This is a genomic window from Streptomyces sp. NPDC017936 (genome assembly GCF_044328485.1).
GTDB lineage: Bacteria > Actinomycetota > Actinomycetes > Streptomycetales > Streptomycetaceae > Streptomyces.
This window is the reverse complement of the sequence record NZ_JBIRHK010000008.1, coordinates 197783-213401: the sequence shown is the minus strand read 5'-3', so window position 1 is coordinate 213401 and position 15619 is coordinate 197783. Positions and strand designations below refer to the sequence as shown.

Annotated in this window: 15 protein-coding genes; 8 read left to right on the top strand and 7 right to left on the bottom strand. The window is 72.5% G+C overall.

Translation table 11 applies throughout. The features are described from left to right. Both ACH4F6_RS18800 and ACH4F6_RS18795 read left to right on the top strand, forming a co-directional pair. Entirely contained in the window at positions 1-468 is a 468-nt protein-coding gene (locus tag ACH4F6_RS18800; protein WP_397961316.1) for a GNAT family N-acetyltransferase, read from the top strand. A 31-nt stretch (positions 469-499) separates the two neighbouring features. Continuing rightward, positions 500-1093: a histidine phosphatase family protein gene (locus tag ACH4F6_RS18795; RefSeq protein ID WP_397961315.1), complete on the top strand. Its 594-nt coding sequence runs from the start codon at positions 500-502 to the stop codon at positions 1091-1093. Here the strand turns inward: ACH4F6_RS18795 and ACH4F6_RS18790 are convergent. Then, entirely contained in the window at positions 1075-1518 is a 444-nt protein-coding gene (locus tag ACH4F6_RS18790) for a DUF6314 family protein (RefSeq protein WP_397961314.1), read from the bottom strand. The two genes, ACH4F6_RS18795 and ACH4F6_RS18790, sit on opposite strands and share 19 nt — an antisense overlap. A 136-nt stretch (positions 1519-1654) precedes the next feature. Here ACH4F6_RS18790 and ACH4F6_RS18785 point away from each other — a divergent pair, with 136 nt between their 5' ends. Then, positions 1655-4141, top strand: a complete 2487-nt coding sequence (locus ACH4F6_RS18785; protein ID WP_397961313.1) for an alpha-L-arabinofuranosidase C-terminal domain-containing protein — start codon at positions 1655-1657, stop codon at positions 4139-4141. 111 nt (positions 4142-4252) lie between these two features. Here the strand turns inward: ACH4F6_RS18785 and ACH4F6_RS18780 are convergent, their stop codons facing one another. Then, on the bottom strand, positions 4253-4924 hold the full coding sequence (locus ACH4F6_RS18780; protein WP_397961311.1) for a hypothetical protein: 672 nt from the start codon (positions 4922-4924) through the stop codon (positions 4253-4255). A 252-nt stretch (positions 4925-5176) separates the two neighbouring features. Here ACH4F6_RS18780 and argC point away from each other — a divergent pair, with 252 nt between their 5' ends. From argC to ACH4F6_RS18755, 5 genes are read left to right on the top strand one after another with little or no spacing between them, the layout of a single operon-like run. Further along, entirely contained in the window at positions 5177-6205 is a 1029-nt protein-coding gene (gene argC / locus ACH4F6_RS18775; protein ID WP_397961310.1) for an N-acetyl-gamma-glutamyl-phosphate reductase, read from the top strand. Then, on the top strand, positions 6202-7353 hold the full coding sequence (gene argJ / locus ACH4F6_RS18770) for a bifunctional glutamate N-acetyltransferase/amino-acid acetyltransferase ArgJ (protein ID WP_397961308.1): 1152 nt from the start codon (positions 6202-6204) through the stop codon (positions 7351-7353). Before argC ends, argJ begins: the two co-directional genes overlap by 4 nt. Further along, on the top strand, positions 7350-8258 hold the full coding sequence (gene argB / locus ACH4F6_RS18765) for an acetylglutamate kinase (RefSeq protein ID WP_397961307.1): 909 nt from the start codon (positions 7350-7352) through the stop codon (positions 8256-8258). The genes argJ and argB overlap by 4 nt, the downstream gene beginning before the upstream one ends. Next, positions 8255-9454, top strand: coding sequence for an acetylornithine transaminase (locus ACH4F6_RS18760; protein ID WP_397961306.1), 1200 nt, complete (start codon positions 8255-8257; stop codon positions 9452-9454). The genes argB and ACH4F6_RS18760 overlap by 4 nt, the downstream gene beginning before the upstream one ends. 7 nt (positions 9455-9461) lie before the next feature. Then, positions 9462-10007, top strand: a complete 546-nt coding sequence (locus ACH4F6_RS18755) for an arginine repressor (protein WP_189936685.1) — start codon at positions 9462-9464, stop codon at positions 10005-10007. 199 nt (positions 10008-10206) lie between these two features. On the opposite strand, the gene ACH4F6_RS18750 is transcribed toward ACH4F6_RS18755, so the two are convergent. From ACH4F6_RS18750 to ACH4F6_RS18730, 5 genes are all read right to left on the bottom strand, one after another. Further along, complete coding sequence (locus ACH4F6_RS18750) at positions 10207-10947, bottom strand: FAD:protein FMN transferase (protein ID WP_397961529.1); 741 nt, start codon at positions 10945-10947, stop codon at positions 10207-10209. A 55-nt stretch (positions 10948-11002) separates the two neighbouring features. Further along, entirely contained in the window at positions 11003-12133 is a 1131-nt protein-coding gene (locus ACH4F6_RS18745) for an FMN-binding protein (RefSeq protein WP_397961305.1), read from the bottom strand. Between the two features lie 58 nt (positions 12134-12191). Beyond that, a complete protein-coding gene (locus ACH4F6_RS18740; RefSeq protein WP_397961303.1) occupies positions 12192-13574 on the bottom strand; it encodes a ferric reductase-like transmembrane domain-containing protein in 1383 nt (460 codons plus the stop codon). 235 nt (positions 13575-13809) lie between these two features. Beyond that, positions 13810-14391 carry a pyridoxamine 5'-phosphate oxidase family protein gene (locus tag ACH4F6_RS18735; protein ID WP_397961302.1) on the bottom strand — a complete coding sequence of 194 codons (582 nt, stop codon included), beginning with the start codon at positions 14389-14391 and terminating at the stop codon, positions 13810-13812. Between the two features lie 145 nt (positions 14392-14536). Beyond that, complete coding sequence (locus tag ACH4F6_RS18730; protein ID WP_397961301.1) at positions 14537-15397, bottom strand: hypothetical protein; 861 nt, start codon at positions 15395-15397, stop codon at positions 14537-14539. Positions 15398-15619: the final 222 nt, after the last annotated feature.

Sequence of the window (15619 nt, the reverse complement as noted above, 5' to 3'; positions counted from 1 at the left end):
ATGACCGACGCCCCGTCCCTCGCCGAGGGCTACGAGATCTCCGCCGACCCCGCCCGGATCGACGTCGAGCGGGTGCACCGCTGGCTGTCCACGGACGCGTACTGGGCCCTCGGGCGGGCGCGGGAGAAGCAGGAGCGGGCGATCGCCGGATCGCTCAACTTCGGGGTGTACGACACGGCGTCCGGCGACCAGGTCGCCTACGCGCGGGTCGTGACGGACCTGGCGACCTTCGCCTGGCTGTGCGACGTGTACGTGGACCCGGCGGTGCGCGGCAAGGGGATCGGAACCTCGCTCGCCGCGGCCGTCCGCGACCACCTCCGCCCGCACGGGCTGCGCCGCGTCCTGCTCGCCACCCACGACGCGCACGACGTGTACGGGAAGGTCGGCTTCGAGGCGCTGGAGAAGCCCGACCAATGGATGGCGCTGCTTTTCGAAAAGTTCGAAAGATTGTCGGACGACACCTCTTGACCTGCGTACTTGCGCGCACCACCATCACCGCATGGCACTCCGGGTCACGTTCGTCGCCGCCGCGCGCAGCTCCCCGTTGCTCGCGGAGCGCTTCGATGACGACCGGTCGCTGGACCAGGCCGGCTGGGACGAGGTCCTGCGCGTGGCCGGTGACCTGCTGCCCCTCGCGGCGGCCGAGCTGCGCTACTGCTCGCCGACCCCGCGCAGCCGTGCCACCGGGGACGCGCTCGGATACGCCCCGCTCGTCCAGCTCGCCCTGCGCGACTGCGACATGGGCCGCTGGCGCGGACTCACCCTCGGCGAGGCGATGGCCCGGGAGCCGGAGGCGGTGGACGCCTGGCTGGCCGACCCGCGGGCCACTCCGCACGGCGGTGAGTCGCTGCTGGCGTTCATCGCCCGGGTCGGCGGCTGGCTCGACACCCGGCCGCCGGAGGACGGCTGCAGCATCGTCGCCGTGGCCGAGCCGAGCGTGATCCGCGCCGCCCTGGTGTACGCGCTCAAGGCGCCGCCGTCGACGTACTGGAACCTCGACGTGCGGCCCCTGTCGACGACGACGGTCACCGGCCGGGGCGGCCGCTGGAACCTGCGGTTCGAGGGGGCCCCGGCTCAGCGCACGCGCGCGTAGTCGGTCGTCAGCAGCAGGTCCTTGGCGGGACCGCCGACCCGCCACACCGTGCGCCAGCGGTCCGCGTCCCGGACGGTGAACTCGCCCCGGTAGAGGTCGGCGGAGCAGGGGTGGTCGGCCGTGTGCCGGCCGGTCGTGAGGTCCAGGTCGTGGAAGGGGCGGCCGTCGGCGAACCGGACGTCCGCCGTGCCGGGGGCCGGGCCGGGCAGGAAGCGCAGGGTGCGCTCGGCGGGGCGCGGGACGCCCCGCCAGGTGAAGGTGCCCGTCTCGTGGTGCAGCAGGCCGCCGTCCCCGAGTGGCCGGAAATCGGTCGTCCCGGTGAACACGCCCGTGCCGCCGTCCGCGAGATCACGCACGGACCGCTCGACGCGCCAGCTCCCGGCCAGGTAGGCCAGCACGTCGGAGACCGGCCAGAACTCGTCCATCGGCGTTCCCTCCCGAAACTTCCGCCGTCGCGCGACCCATTGACGCCCTCGACCCTCCTCCCTATCTTGCCGTTCGAAGTGCTGATCAAGGTCCGATATCTCGAACGTTTCTGTCAGAGAGAGCCGCGGAGCATCCATGTCACGCACACGCTGGAGACTCGGTCTCGGCGCCACCGCCCTGCTGGTGGCCTCGGCCGTCCTGCCCGCCCCCGCCCGAGCCGCCGGCACCGCCGACGTCACCGACTACGCCATCACCGTCGACCCCGCGGCCAGGGGCGCCGCGATCGACGACACGATGTACGGAGTGTTCTTCGAGGACATCAACCGGGCCGCCGACGGCGGTCTGTACGCCGAGCTCGTGCAGAACCGGTCCTTCGAGTACTCCACCGCCGACAACCGGTCCTACACGCCCCTCACCTCCTGGATGGTCGACGGCACCGCGCAGGTCGTGGACGACGCCGGCCGCCTCGACGAACGCAACCGCGCCTACCTCTCCCTGGCGGCCGCCTCCTCCGTCACGAACGCCGGCTACAACACCGGCATCCGGGTCGAGCGGGGCGAGAAGTACGACTTCTCCGTGTGGGCCCGCGCCGCGAGCGGCACGGCCCTGACGGTCTCGCTCCAGGACGCCGACGGCGCCCTGGCCACCGCCCGCCGGGTGGCCGTCCGCGCCGGCGGCTGGGCCCAGTACAAGGCGTCCTTCACCGCCACCCGCACCAGCAGCGCCGGCCGGCTGACCGTCGCCTCCTCGGCGGCGGCCGCCCTCGACATGGTGTCGCTCTTCCCGCGCGACACCTACAGGCACCAGGCCAACGGCCTGCGCAAGGACCTCGCCGAGAAGATCGAGGCCCTGCGCCCGGGCTTCGTCCGCTTCCCCGGCGGTTGCCTGGTCAACACCGGGTCCATGCAGGACTACAGCGAGGCCTCCGGCTGGCAGCGCGCCCGCTCCTACCAGTGGAAGGACACCATCGGCCCGGTCGAACAGCGCGCCACCAACGCCAACTTCTGGGGCTACAACCAGAGCTACGGGCTGGGCTACTACGAGTACTTCCGCTTCGCCGAGGACATCGGCGCGATGCCGCTGCCCGTCGTCCCGGCCCTGGTCACCGGCTGCGGCCAGAACAAGGCCGTCGTCGACGACGCGCTGCTCCAGCGGCACGTCCAGGACACCCTGGACCTGATCGAGTTCGCCAACGGCCCGGTGACCTCCACCTGGGGCAGGAAGCGCGCGCAGATGGGCCACCCCAAGCCCTTCCGCCTCACCCACATCGAGGTCGGCAACGAGGAGAACCTGCCCGTCGAGTTCTTCGAGCGCTTCCAGCAGTTCCGCGCCGCCGTCGAGGCGAAGTACCCGGACGTCACCGTCGTCTCCAACTCCGGCCCGGACGACGCCGGGGCGACCTTCGACACCGCCTGGAAGCTCAACCGCGACGCGAACGTCGCCATGGTCGACGAGCACTACTACAACAGCCCGCAGTGGTTCCTGCAGAACAACGACCGCTACGACTCCTACGACCGCAACGGCCCCAAGGTCTTCCTCGGCGAGTACGCCTCCCAGGGCAACGCCTTCAAGAACGGCCTCGCCGAGGCGGCCTTCATGACCGGCCTGGAGCGCAACGCGGACGTCGTGAAACTCGCCTCCTACGCCCCGCTGTTCGCCAACGAGGACTACGTGCAGTGGCGGCCGGACCTGGTGTGGTTCAACAACCACGCCTCCTGGAACTCGGCCAACTACGAGGTCCAGAAGCTGTTCATGACCAACGTCGGCGACCGCGTCGTCCCCTCCACGGCCACCTCCACCCCGTCCCTCAGCGGCCCCATCACCGGCGCCGTCGGCCTGTCGACCTGGGCGACGACGGCGGCGTACGACGACGTGAAGGTGACCGACGCCGACGGCAACACGCTGCTCAGCGACGACTTCTCCGGTGACGCCACGCAGTGGACGCACACCGGGGGCGGCAGCTGGAGCCTCCAGGACGGGCAGTACGTGCAGACCGACGCGGCCGCCGAGAACACCATGGTCTCGGCCGGCGACACCGGCTGGCACGACTACGACCTGCACGTGAAGGCCACCAAGAAGTCCGGCAAGGAGGGCTTCCTCGTCGCCTTCGGCGTGAAGGACACCGGCAACTACTACTGGTGGAACCTGGGCGGCTGGAACAACACCAGCTCCGCCGTCGAGCAGGCCGTCGACGGCGGCAAGTCCACGCTGATCTCCCGGGCCGGGACGATCGAGACGGGCCGCGCCTACGACATCGACATCGAGGTGCGGGGCCGCCAGGTCACCCTCTACCTCGACGGCCAGGAGTGGGGCGGCTTCACCGACGACAGGCCCGCCGAGCCGTTCCGCCAGGTCGTCACCGAGGACCAGAGGACCGGCGACCTGATCGTCAAGGTCGTCAACGCCCAGTCCGCCGACGCCCGCACCGCGATCGACCTCGGCGGGGCCGAGGTCGCCTCCAAGGCCCGGGTGACCACGCTGACCGCCGCGCCGGAGGCGGTCAACACCGAGACGGAGACACCGGTCGCCCCGGTGACCTCCACCTTCACCGGAGTCGCCGACGAGTTCACGTACACCTTCCCGGCGAACTCGGTCACCTTCCTGCGGATCAAGCAGAGGTAGGCCCCGCGGCGACCGCACCGGCGCCGCCGGGTGGACGCCCCCACCGGGGGCGTCCACCGCCTCGGCCGGCGAACGGCCCGCGGCGCCGCCGGATCGCCCCCACGACGTCCGTCAGGCGCCCTCGCGCCGGAACCGGCCCCGCCGGCCGGGCGGAGGCGTCCGCCCGGCCGGCGGAGGCGCCTGCGGGGCGGGAGCGCCGAACGGCGGCAGCGCCTTGAAGCGCTCGTCGAGCGTGACCGTGGGCGTGATCCGGTGCAGGGCCGCGCGGACCAGGGTGAGCGGGTGGCCGGGGAACCGCGCGTCCCACTGCTCGTGGTCGCCGACGTGGTACGGCAGCCCGCCCGACGGCCCGCCGCCCGCGTACGGGTGGGGCCGGAAGTAGTCGGCCGGCCCCACCTGGGCCATGACCATGGCCTCCCGCACGCCCGTCGTGGCGCCCTCGGCGGCCTGCACCTTCAGCACCGTGCTGCAACCGGCCCTCGGCACCGTCCAGCTGCCGATGAACGCCTGCCCGGGCCGGCTCGACAGCGGCATCTTCACCAGTTGCCGGACCGCCGGGACGCCGTCCACGGCGCCGGGCACGGCCTCGATCAGACCGCCGCCGGCCCCGGCCGTCCCCCGGGCGAGCCCGGCCCGCAGGCGCTCGGTCTCGTGCAGGGGAGCCGGCAGATCCGGCACCAGGGGGAAGAAGTGGACCGACAGGACGAGCCCCGCCGCGTCCGTCCACACACCCGGTTCGCGCTCGGTGAAGCCGGTCAGGTCCAGGCCGGTGATCGGTGTCATGCCGGTCATCATGCCGGGCCGTCGCGGTGGCGGAGCACGCGGCCCGATCGCAAGCGCGGGCACCTCCGAACACCTCGGTGCCGCCGTCGGACCGACGCGTCCCGTCGGCGCCGGCCCGGAACACGTCGCCCATGGCCCGGAGGTTACGCGGGCCGGGGCACGGGCACGGATCGTTCCGGAGCGCCGGTCCCCGCATGGATTGCATAAACGTGCATCGAAACGTATAGTCATGCCATCCAGGAGGAGGAGTCCATGGCGGTACGTGCGGCAGTGGCCGGAGCGAGCGGGTATGCGGGCGGCGAGGTGCTGCGCCTGCTCCTCGCGCACCCCGAGGTCGAGATCGGCGCCCTGACCGGCAATTCCAACGCCGGCCAGACACTGGGCGCGCTCCAGCCGCACCTGCTGCCGCTGGCCGGCCGGGTGCTGGAGGAGACCACCGCCGAGGTGCTCGCCGGGCACGACGTCGTCTTCCTCGCCCTCCCGCACGGGCAGTCCGCCGCCGTCGCCGAGCAGCTCGGTCCGGACGTCCTCGTCGTCGACATGGGCGCCGACTTCCGGCTGAGGAACGCGGCGGACTGGGAGCGGTTCTACGGTTCCGCGCACGCCGGGACCTGGCCCTACGGCCTCCCCGAACTGCCGGGCGGCCGCACCGCGCTGGAGGGGTCCAAGCGCATCGCGGTCCCCGGTTGCTACCCCACGGCCGTCTCCCTCGCCCTCTTCCCGGCCTACGCGGCGGGGCTGGCCGAGCCCGAGGCCGTGATCGTCGCCGCCTCCGGCACCTCCGGCGCGGGCAAGGCGGCCAAGCCGCACCTGCTGGGCTCCGAGGTGATGGGCTCCATGTCGCCGTACGGCGTCGGCGGCGGCCACCGGCACACGCCCGAGATGATCCAGAACCTCAGCGCGGCGGCGGGGGAGCCGGTCTCCGTCTCCTTCACGCCGACCCTCGCGCCGATGCCCCGCGGGATCCTCGCCACCTGCAGCGCCAGGGCGAAGCCCGGCACCGACGCCGGATCCGTCCGCGCCGCGTACGAGAAGGCCCTCGCCGACGAGCCGTTCGTGCACCTGCTGCCCGAGGGCCGGTGGCCGGCCACGGCGTCCGTGTACGGCTCCAACGCCGTCCAGATCCAGGTCGCGTACGACGGGGCCGCGGGCCGGATCATCGCGATCAGCGCCCTCGACAACCTGACCAAGGGCACCGCGGGCGGCGCCGTCCAGAGCATGAACATCGCCCTCGGACTCGACGAGTCCACGGGACTTTCCACGATCGGAGTCGCACCGTGAGCGTCACGGCAGCCAAGGGATTCACGGCGGCGGGCATCGCCGCCGGGATCAAGGAGAACGGCAACCCGGACCTGGCCCTCGTGGTCAACACCGGGCCGCGCCGCGCCGCCGCGGGCGTCTTCACCTCCAACCGCGTCAAGGCCGCGCCGGTCCTGTGGTCCGAGCAGGTGCTCAAGAGCGGCGAGCTGTCCGCCGTCGTCCTCAACTCCGGCGGCGCCAACGCCTGCACGGGCCCGAAGGGCTTCCAGGACACGCACGCCACCGCCGAGAAGGCCGCGGACGTGCTCGGGATCGGCGCCGGCGAGGTGGCGGTGTGCTCCACCGGCCTCATCGGCGTCCTGCTCCCGATGGACAAGCTGCTCCCGGGCGTCGAGCGGGCCGCCGAGGCCCTGTCCGAGCACGGCGGCGAGAAGGCGGCCATCGCCATCAAGACCACCGACACCGTGCACAAGACGTCCGTCGTGACCAAGGACGGCTGGACCGTCGGCGGCATGGCCAAGGGCGCCGGCATGCTCGCCCCGGGCCTCGCCACCATGCTGGTCGTCCTCACCACCGACGCCGACCTCGACAGCGCGACGCTGGACGGGGCCCTGCGCGCCGCGACCAGGGTCACCTTCGACCGCGTCGACTCCGACGGCTGCATGTCCACCAACGACACCGTGCTGCTGCTGGCCTCCGGCGCCTCCGGGATCGCCCCGGACCACGAGGAGTTCGCGGCCGCGGTGCGGACCGTCTGCGACGACCTCGGCCGGCAGCTCATCCGCGACGCCGAGGGCGCCAGCAAGGACATCAAGGTCGAGGTGGTGGGCGCCGCGACCGAGGACGACGCCGTCGAGGTGGGCCGGTCCATCGCCCGCAACAACCTCCTCAAGTGCGCCCTCCACGGCGAGGACCCCAACTGGGGCCGGGTGCTCTCCGCGATCGGCACCACGCGGGCCGCCTTCGAGCCGGACCGGCTCAACGTCGCCATCAACGGCGTCTGGGTGTGCAAGAACGGCGGCGTCGGCGAGGACCGGGAGAAGGTCGACATGCGCTACCGCGAGGTGCACATCGTCGCCGACCTCGCGGCCGGCTCCGAGACCGCCACCATCTGGACCAACGACCTCACCGCCGACTACGTCCACGAGAACAGCGCCTACTCGTCATGAGCACCACGCGTAAGCACACCGCGCTCCCCAAGGCCCAGATCCTCATCGAGGCGCTGCCCTGGCTGGTCCGCCACAACGGCAGAACGGTCGTCATCAAGTTCGGCGGCAACGCCATGATCGACGAGGAGCTGAAGGCCGCCTTCGCGCAGGACGTCGTGTTCCTGCACCACGCCGGCCTCAAGCCCGTCGTGGTGCACGGCGGCGGACCGCAGATCAGCGCCGCCCTCGACCGGCACGGCATCGTCAGCGAGTTCAAGGCGGGCCTGCGCGTCACCACCGAGGACGCCATGGACGTCGTACGGATGGTGCTCGCCGGGCAGGTGCAGCGCGAACTGGTCGGCCTGCTCAACCAGCACGGGCCGCTCGCCGTCGGCCTGACCGGCGAGGACGCGCACACCATCACCGCCACCAAGCACCGGCCCGAGATCGACGGCGAACCGGTCGACATCGGGCGGGTCGGCGAGATCACCTCGATCGACACGGGCGCGATCGAGGCCCTGCTCGCCGACGGCCGCATCCCGGTCGTCTCCTCGATCGCCCGCTCCCAGGACGACGGACATGTCTACAACGTCAATGCTGATACGGCTGCTGCGGCACTCGCTGCGGCACTGGGCGCCGAAACGCTCATGGTCCTCACCGACGTCGAGGGCCTCTACGAGAACTGGCCCGAGTCCGACGAGGTGATCAGCCGCCTCACCGCGTCCCAGCTGGAGAAACTGCTGCCGGAGCTGTCCTCCGGCATGGTCCCCAAGATGGAGGGCTGCCTGCACGCCGTGCGCAACGGCGTCACCACCGCCCGCGTGATCGACGGGCGGGTCCAGCACTCGATCCTGCTGGAGATCTTCACCGACGAGGGCATCGGCACGATGGTCGTGCCCGACGAGAAAGAGGGGGAGCCGTCATGAGCAACCAGGAACTGACCGAGCGGTGGCAGGGCGCGCTCATGAACAACTACGGCACCCCGAGGCTCCCCCTCGTGCGCGGCGAGGGCACCGAGGTGTGGGACGCCGACGGCAAGCGGTACCTCGACTTCGTCGGCGGCATCGCGGTCAACGCGCTCGGCCACGCGCACCCGGCGGTCGTGGAGGCCGTCAGCACGCAGATCGCGTCGCTGGGCCACGTCTCGAACCTCTTCGTCGCCGAACCGCCCGTCGCCCTCGCCGAACGGCTGCTGAGGCACTTCGGCCGCGACGGCAAGGTCTACTTCTGCAACTCCGGCGCCGAGGCCAACGAGGGCGCCTTCAAGATCGGCCGGCTCACCGGGCGGACCCACATGGTCGCCACCACGGGCGGCTTCCACGGCCGCACCATGGGCGCCCTCGCCCTCACCGGCCAGCCCGGCAAGCGGGACCCCTTCCTGCCGCTGCCCGGCGACGTCACCCACGTCCCGTACGGCGACGCGCAGGCGCTGGCCGCCGCGGTCACCGAGGAGACGGCCCTCGTCGTCATCGAGCCGATCCAGGGCGAGAACGGCGTCGTCGTCCCGCCCGCCGGCTACCTCAAGGCGGCCCGGGCGATCACCGCCGCCACCGGCTCGCTGCTCGTGCTGGACGAGGTGCAGACCGGGATCGGCCGTACCGGGCACTGGTTCGAGTACCAGGCCCACGAGGGTGTCCTGCCGGACGTCGTGACGCTGGCCAAGGGGCTCGGCGGCGGGCTGCCGCTCGGCGCGACGGTCGCCTTCGGACGGGCGGCGGAACTGCTCCGGCCCGGCCACCACGGGACGACCTTCGGGGGCAACCCCGTCGCCTGCGCCGCCGGACTCGCCGTCCTGGAGACCATCGAGAACGAGGGGCTGCTGGAGAACGTCAAGCGGCAGGGCGAGAAGCTGCGGGACGGAATCGAGGGTCTGGGCCACTCGTTGATCGGCCGTGTACGGGGTGCGGGCCTCCTGCTGGGTATCGTGCTCACCGAGCCGCTCGCGCACCGGGTGCAGCAGGCGGCTCAGGAGGCCGGTCTCCTGGTGAACGCGCCCGCCCCCGACGTCGTCCGGCTCATGCCGCCGCTGAATCTCGGCGACGACGAGGTGGACGCCTTCCTCGGGGCGCTGCCCGGCCTCCTCGACGCAGTGGGCGACGGGGACGGACGATCCGGGGAATGAGACGACGATGAGCCAGGCGCAGGACCATGAGCAGCCGGGGGCGAACGGGCCCGCCGTGCCGCAGACCCGCACCGCCCGCCACCGCCGGATCGTGGACATCCTCAACCGGCAACCCGTCCGCTCCCAGAGCCAGTTGGCGAAACTGCTCGCCGACGACGGGCTGAGCGTCACCCAGGCGACGCTCTCCCGGGACCTGGACGAGCTGAACGCGGTGAAGATCCGCAACACCGACGGCGACCTGATCTACGCGGTGCCGAGCGAGGGCGGTTTCCGCACGCCCCGCGCTCCGCTGGGGGAGTCGGCGAAGGAGGAGCGGATGCGGCGGCTGTCGCAGGAGCTGCTGATCTCCGCGGAGGCCTCCGCCAACCTCGTGGTGCTGCGCACCCCGCCGGGCGCGGCCCAGTTCCTCGCCTCGGCCATCGACCAGGCCGAGCTGCACGACATCCTCGGGACGATCGCCGGCGACGACACGCTGCTGCTGATCAGCCGGGAGCCCACGGGGGGCCAGGCCCTGGCGGACCATCTGCTGCGGCTGGCTCAGAACGGCCACTGAGAGGGGCGGCCGGCGGGGTGCGCGCCCGTGGGCGCGTGAGGGCCGGCCGCGCCCGTGCGGCGGAGCCGCCCGTCGATCGGCCGCGCCCCTCGAGGTCCGCCGGACCGCGGGCCGTCGTGCCGCTGGGGCGGCGCGGGCGGGCGCGCCCCGGCGCCCCGTGAGCACCGGGCCGCACGCTCCGCCTCCGCCCGGCCGCCGCTCACCCGAGCCGTGCGGCCAATCCGGCGGTGCACCGCACCTCGTCCCCCGCCGTGATCAGCAGGGCCTCCACCCCCGGCAGGGACTCCAGCCAGACCAGCGCCTCCCGCGACCCCCTCGCGAACGCGGCCGTCGCCCAGCAGTCCGCCCAGGTCAGGCTGGGCGCGACGACCGTCACGGCGACGAGGTCCGTCACCGCGGAGCGTCCCGTGCGCGGGTCGACGATGTGCGCCCCCCGCTCGACCGTCCCGGAGGTGGCCACGGCCAGCTCGTCGGCCCCGGCCGCGGAGACCACCGCGGCCAGTCCGCCCGGCCGCAGGGGATCCGACACCCCGACCCGCCACGGCCGGTCCGGCCCGGGCACGCCCAGCAGCTGCACGTCGCCGCCGCCGTTGACGCTCACCCCGCTCACGCCCACCGCGGCGATCAGCCGGGCCGCCCGCTCGGCGGCCCAGCCCTTCACGATCCCGGTCGGGTCGAGCCGGCCGCCCCGGTAGCGCGTGCTGAACCAGCCGTCGCTCACCCGCTCCGCCTCGGCGCCCAGCTCCAGCACCTCGGCCACCTCGGGATCGCACTCCTCGACGCTCAGCTCCCCGCGCGCCAGCCGGGAGATCTGGCTGTCCTCGCGGTAGGTGCTGAACACCGCGTCGACCCGGTGCAGTGAGGCGACCGCCTCCCGCAGCGCCTCCCGCACCGCCCCGGGTTCCCCGCCGCGGACGTCGAAGGAGAAGACCGTCCCCATGACCTCCTCCGCGTGCCGCACCGCGGCGGGAGCCTGTGCCGACTCGGCCACGGCGTCAGCCACCGGCCTGGTCCAGCGCCGACTGCAGCGACTTCTTGTACCCGCCGCTGGTGTACGTCGCCCCGGACACCGCGTCGATGTCCGCGCTGCCCGCCGTCACGGCCGCCTGGTTCAGCCGGGGGATCGCGTTGCCGTTGATCGAGTCGCTCTGCCCGCCGGACGGCTTCTGGAGCGCCTCCGCCTTGGTGATCTTCCCGCCCGCGACCGTGATCCGGACCTGCACCGGGCCGTAGTCCGTCTTCACCACGTCGCCGGTGAAGGTGCCGGACGCCCGGGCGCTGCCGGAGCCCTGCGAACCCGGGTCCTGCGCACCGGCGTCCTCGCCGCCCGGCTCCGCGGGCTGCGAGGCCTGGCCCCCCGACCCCTGCGCGGAGCCCGCGCCCGCGTTCGCCTTGTCGATGGCGGACTGGAGGGACTTCTTGTAGCCCTCGCTGGTGTAGGTGGCCCCCGACACCGTGTCGATGTCCGGGCTCTGGAGCGTCACGACGGCCTGGTTCAGCCGGGGCACGGCCTTGCCGGTGATCTGGTCGCTCTGGCCGCCCTTGGGCTGCTGGACCGTCTCCGCCTTGGTGATCCGGTTGTCCTTGACGGTGATCCGGACCTGGACCGCCCCGTACTCGGTGTCCGCCGCGTCACCGGTGAACACACCCGTCACCGGGGCGGCCTGCCCGGACCCCTGCGCGGAGCCCGCGCCCGCGTTCGCCTTGTCGATGGCGGACTGGACCGACTTCTTGTAGCCCTCGCTGGTGTAGGTGGCCCCCGACACCGCGTCGATGCTCGCGCTCTGCGCGGCCACGACGGCCGCGTTGAGCTTGGGGACGGCGCCCGCGTTGATCTGGTCGCTCTGGCCGCCCTTGGGCCGCTGGACGGCCTCGGCCTGGGTGATCTTGCCGTTGGCCACGGTGATCCGGACCTGTACGGCCCCGTACTGGGTGTCCGCCGCGTCACCGGTGAAGGCGCCCGACGCGGCGGCGGCCGCCCCGGCCTGGGCGGCGCCCTGCTGGGCCGCGCCCGCCGCCTGGGGGTCGTCGTCCGATCCCGGCTTCAGCGTCAGCAGCAGCACGATCCCGGACACGGTCGCGGCGGTGGCGAGCATGACGCGCCGAAGGGGGTGGCTCTTCCTCATCTGTTCCCGAACTCCTGAACTCGTTGGTGGCCTGGGGGCTGCCGTGCCGGCCCGTCGCTCACATCTCGAACGACTCGTGGTGGATGCGGCGGGCCGGCACCCCGGCGTCGCGCAGCGCCTCGTACACGCCCTGGGCGAACCCGTTCGGCCCGCACATGAAGACGTCGTGCTCGTCGATGTCGGGGATCTTCCGCTGGAGGGACTCCGCCGAGATGTCGGGGCGCTCCCCGTCGGGGCTGTTGACCGCGTACATCAGCCGCGCCCCGCGCTCGTCGGCGATCTTCGCCAGCTCGTCCCACAGGGCCAGGTCCTGGGTGCTGTTGGCCCGGTAGAGGAGCGTGATGTCACCGGGGGCGCCCGGCAGCGTCTCGAACAGCGTCCGCATCGGCGTGATGCCCACACCGCCGGCCACCAGCAGCACCTTGCCGCGGCTGCGCCGGGACGCGGTCATCGCGCCGTACGGGCCCTCGGCCCACACCTTCGTGCCGGGCCGCAGCTCGCGCAGCGCCTCGCTGTGGTCGCCGATCGCCTTGACCGTGATGCGCAGCAGTTCGGGGCGGGGGTTGGCCGACAGGGAATACGGGTGCGAGCTGAAGCGCAGGCCCGGCGCCAGGAACCGCCAGCGGAAGAACTGCCCGGCCTCCGCGCCCATCCGGTGCAGTCGGCGTCCGCCGATCAGCACCGACACGATGCCGGGCGTCTCCTCGATGACCGCCTCGACGTACAGGCGGTGGCGCAGGTTCAGCCGGATCGGGGTGATGACGCGGTACCAGAGCACGAGCGCGGTGACCGAGCCGTACAACGCGTACCAGAAGGTCTTGGCGGTGGGCTCGACGGCGAACTCGTTGCCGGTGGTGATCTGGTGCCAGAACGTCAGGTACACCGCCGCGTACGTCATCAGGTGGACGTGGTACCAGGTGTCGTACGGCATCCGGCGGCGGACCGGACCGATCGAGACCAGGCCGATGACCAGCAGCAGACCGGTGCCGACGGCGGCCTTGCCCATGTCGGGCAGCTGGTTGATGGAGTCGGTCGTCTGCTGGACGATGTCGCCGAGCGACTTGCCGGCCTGGAGCGCGTACCCCCACATGATGAGGAACACGTGCGCGAAGGTCAGGCAGAGCGTGTACCGGCCGCTCATCGCGTGCCAGCGGGCGACCCGGTCGGAGCCGACCCGCCGCTCCAGCGCCGGCACCCGCGCCATCTGGAGGACCACCAGGGCCATCAGGTATCCGGCGAGCAGACCGGTGATCCGGCCCGCCTGGAGGATCCTGCCGTTGTTGTCCCTGATGGACGGCGTGTTGGCCCACCACAGCCACAGCACGCCCGCCGCGCCCGCCCAGACGGCGAGCAGCAGCGGGACGGCCGGGGAGCGGCGCGGACGGATGCGGCGCATCGTCTGGCGGCGGGCGGCACGGCCGCCGGCGATCGTCGTGGTCACGGTTCCTCCGTGGGTACGGACCCTTGGCCCACAGATACGTGCCGGCCCCGCCGAGTGTTCAGCGTCCCGCCGAGTCCCTCGCGCGGACCGGGCGGGGTGAACGTGCGGGTGGGCCGGGGGATCGCCCCGCCGGCCCACCGCTCACGGAGCACGTCTCGCCCGGCCCGGCGGGGACGTCACCGGTGCCGTCGCGCCGGGGCCGGATCGCGCACCTCGCGTGGACGGCCCGTCCGGGTCACATCGGGCGCAGCGGCAGGGGGAGGCCCGGGAGTCCGTCGATGCTCGTGGCCACGTGCTCCTTCTTCGCGAAGTACGCGCTGAGCGACTCGTCGTCCTCGCGCGCGAACCGCTTCCCGTGCAGGTCGCGGTCCTCGTCGTACGTCATGAAGGGCACCGCGTAACCGCAGGTGTCCCGCACGAGTTCGGCGTGCACGACGATGATCGCGCGCAGGCCGTGCGAGGCCGGGTCGATGTCCGGGAAGCGGGCGAGGAGCTCGCCGAAACGCGGGTCGCCGCGGAAGACCGGCTCCCCGCGGCCGTGCACCCGCACGATGTTCGGCGGGCCCTGGAAGGCGCACCACATCAGGGTGATCCGGCCGTTCTCGCGCAGGTGCGCGACGGTCTCCGCGTTGGAGCCGGCGAAGTCGAGGTAGGCCACGGTGCGTTCGTCGAGGACGGCGAACGATCCCTTCAGACCCTTGGGGGAGAGGTTGACCGTGCCGTCGGCGGACAGGGGCGCGGTCGCGGTGAAGAAGAGGGGCTGCTCCTCGATGAACGTACGGAGCCTGCCGTCTATGCGCTCGTAGGTCTTTCCCATGTCCGACGATTATTCGGGAAAGTATTTCGCGTGTCTAAGGATTGACGGGGCGTGGGACACGGAGGCGTGCGCGCCAGGAGGGCGGACACCGCGCGGCGGCCGCCCCGGCCGGTGCTGTGCCGGGGCGGCCGCCGAGCCCGTCACGTCACTTGTTCAGCGTGCAGGCGGCCAGCGCGTCCAGGCCCTGGGGCTTGGCGGCGGTGCGGCCGATGGAGATCGCGATCCGGTCGATGGTCGACTTCCGCTTGTCCGCCAGCGGGCCGAGGATGGCGTTCTGGACGAAGTTGGGGCCGCCCTGGCCGACCGTTTCGACGAGGCGCTTGTCGGCCTCGGCGATCTGGGTGCCGAGCAGGGCGAGGTTGCGGTCGACCTCGGCCCGGGCGGAGGCGGGGATCGCGGGGAGCCGGGAGGCCACGTCCGGGCAGCTGATCGTGCCGGCGCCGGTGTTGCCCGCGTTGCCGTTGTTCCCCGCGTTGCCGTTGTTCCCGGCGTTCCCGGCCGGCTGGGTCGCGGTCGCGGTGGCGCCCGGGGTCGCCGCGCCGCCGCCGGCGGCGCCTCCCGCGTCGAGCGCGCAGGGCGCCAGCGCGTCCAGGCCCTGCGGCTTGGCGGCGGTGCGGCCGATGGCGGTGGCGATGCGGTTGACGGTGGCGACGCGCTTGTCCTTCAGCGGGCCGAGGATGGCGTTCTGGACGAAGTTGGGGCCGCCCTGGCCGACCGTTTCGACGAGACGCTTGTCGGCCTCGGCGATCTGGGTGTCGAGGAGGGCGAGGTTGCGGTCGACCTCGGCCCGGGCGGAGGCGGGGATCGCGGGGAGCCGGGAGGCCACGTCCGGGCAGCTGATCGTGCCGGGGGACGCTGCGAGGGTCCTGGCGTCGGCGCCGTTGTTCTGGGAGGTCTCCCCGGCGAGGGCGGAGTTCACGACCACGGCGCCGGTCAGCGCCAGAGCGGCGGCGCCGCCGATGAGCACCACGCGACGCTTGTTGTACTTCGGAAGAGCCCTGGACATGCGGATGCCTCACTTGGGTCAGGAGTGGGTTGACGAACGTGGCGCCGGCGTTCAGGCGTGAGTACGGGTAAGCGGTTGCTGTCGTTCAAAGCCCCTTCAAAAAGTTCCCGGGATCGCGGCCCGGCGCGGGCGGGCCGGTGTCGAGGGGCCCGACAGTGGGGGGCGCCCCACGGATCGAATTGACGAATCATGCAGCCCACTGCATACTCATGCAATCAGCGT

What these genes read in the sequence shown, in the direction of transcription:
- ACH4F6_RS18750 (WP_397961529.1), bottom strand. Translation starts at nt 10,947, where the DNA reads ATGGGGACGGTCTTCTCCTTCGACGTCCGCGGCGGGGAACCCGGGGCG.
- ACH4F6_RS18795 (WP_397961315.1), top strand. Translation starts at nt 500, where the DNA reads ATGGCACTCCGGGTCACGTTCGTCGCCGCCGCGCGCAGCTCCCCGTTG.
- ACH4F6_RS18800 (WP_397961316.1), top strand. Translation starts at nt 1, where the DNA reads ATGACCGACGCCCCGTCCCTCGCCGAGGGCTACGAGATCTCCGCCGAC.
- argB (WP_397961307.1), top strand. Translation starts at nt 7,350, where the DNA reads ATGAGCACCACGCGTAAGCACACCGCGCTCCCCAAGGCCCAGATCCTC.
- ACH4F6_RS18760 (WP_397961306.1), top strand. Translation starts at nt 8,255, where the DNA reads ATGAGCAACCAGGAACTGACCGAGCGGTGGCAGGGCGCGCTCATGAAC.
- ACH4F6_RS18735 (WP_397961302.1), bottom strand. Translation starts at nt 14,391, where the DNA reads ATGGGAAAGACCTACGAGCGCATAGACGGCAGGCTCCGTACGTTCATC.
- ACH4F6_RS18785 (WP_397961313.1), top strand. Translation starts at nt 1,655, where the DNA reads ATGTCACGCACACGCTGGAGACTCGGTCTCGGCGCCACCGCCCTGCTG.
- ACH4F6_RS18780 (WP_397961311.1), bottom strand. Translation starts at nt 4,924, where the DNA reads ATGACACCGATCACCGGCCTGGACCTGACCGGCTTCACCGAGCGCGAA.
- ACH4F6_RS18790 (WP_397961314.1), bottom strand. Translation starts at nt 1,518, where the DNA reads ATGGACGAGTTCTGGCCGGTCTCCGACGTGCTGGCCTACCTGGCCGGG.
- argC (WP_397961310.1), top strand. Translation starts at nt 5,177, where the DNA reads ATGGCGGTACGTGCGGCAGTGGCCGGAGCGAGCGGGTATGCGGGCGGC.
- ACH4F6_RS18730 (WP_397961301.1), bottom strand. Translation starts at nt 15,397, where the DNA reads ATGTCCAGGGCTCTTCCGAAGTACAACAAGCGTCGCGTGGTGCTCATC.
- ACH4F6_RS18755 (WP_189936685.1), top strand. Translation starts at nt 9,462, where the DNA reads ATGAGCCAGGCGCAGGACCATGAGCAGCCGGGGGCGAACGGGCCCGCC.
- ACH4F6_RS18745 (WP_397961305.1), bottom strand. Translation starts at nt 12,133, where the DNA reads ATGAGGAAGAGCCACCCCCTTCGGCGCGTCATGCTCGCCACCGCCGCG.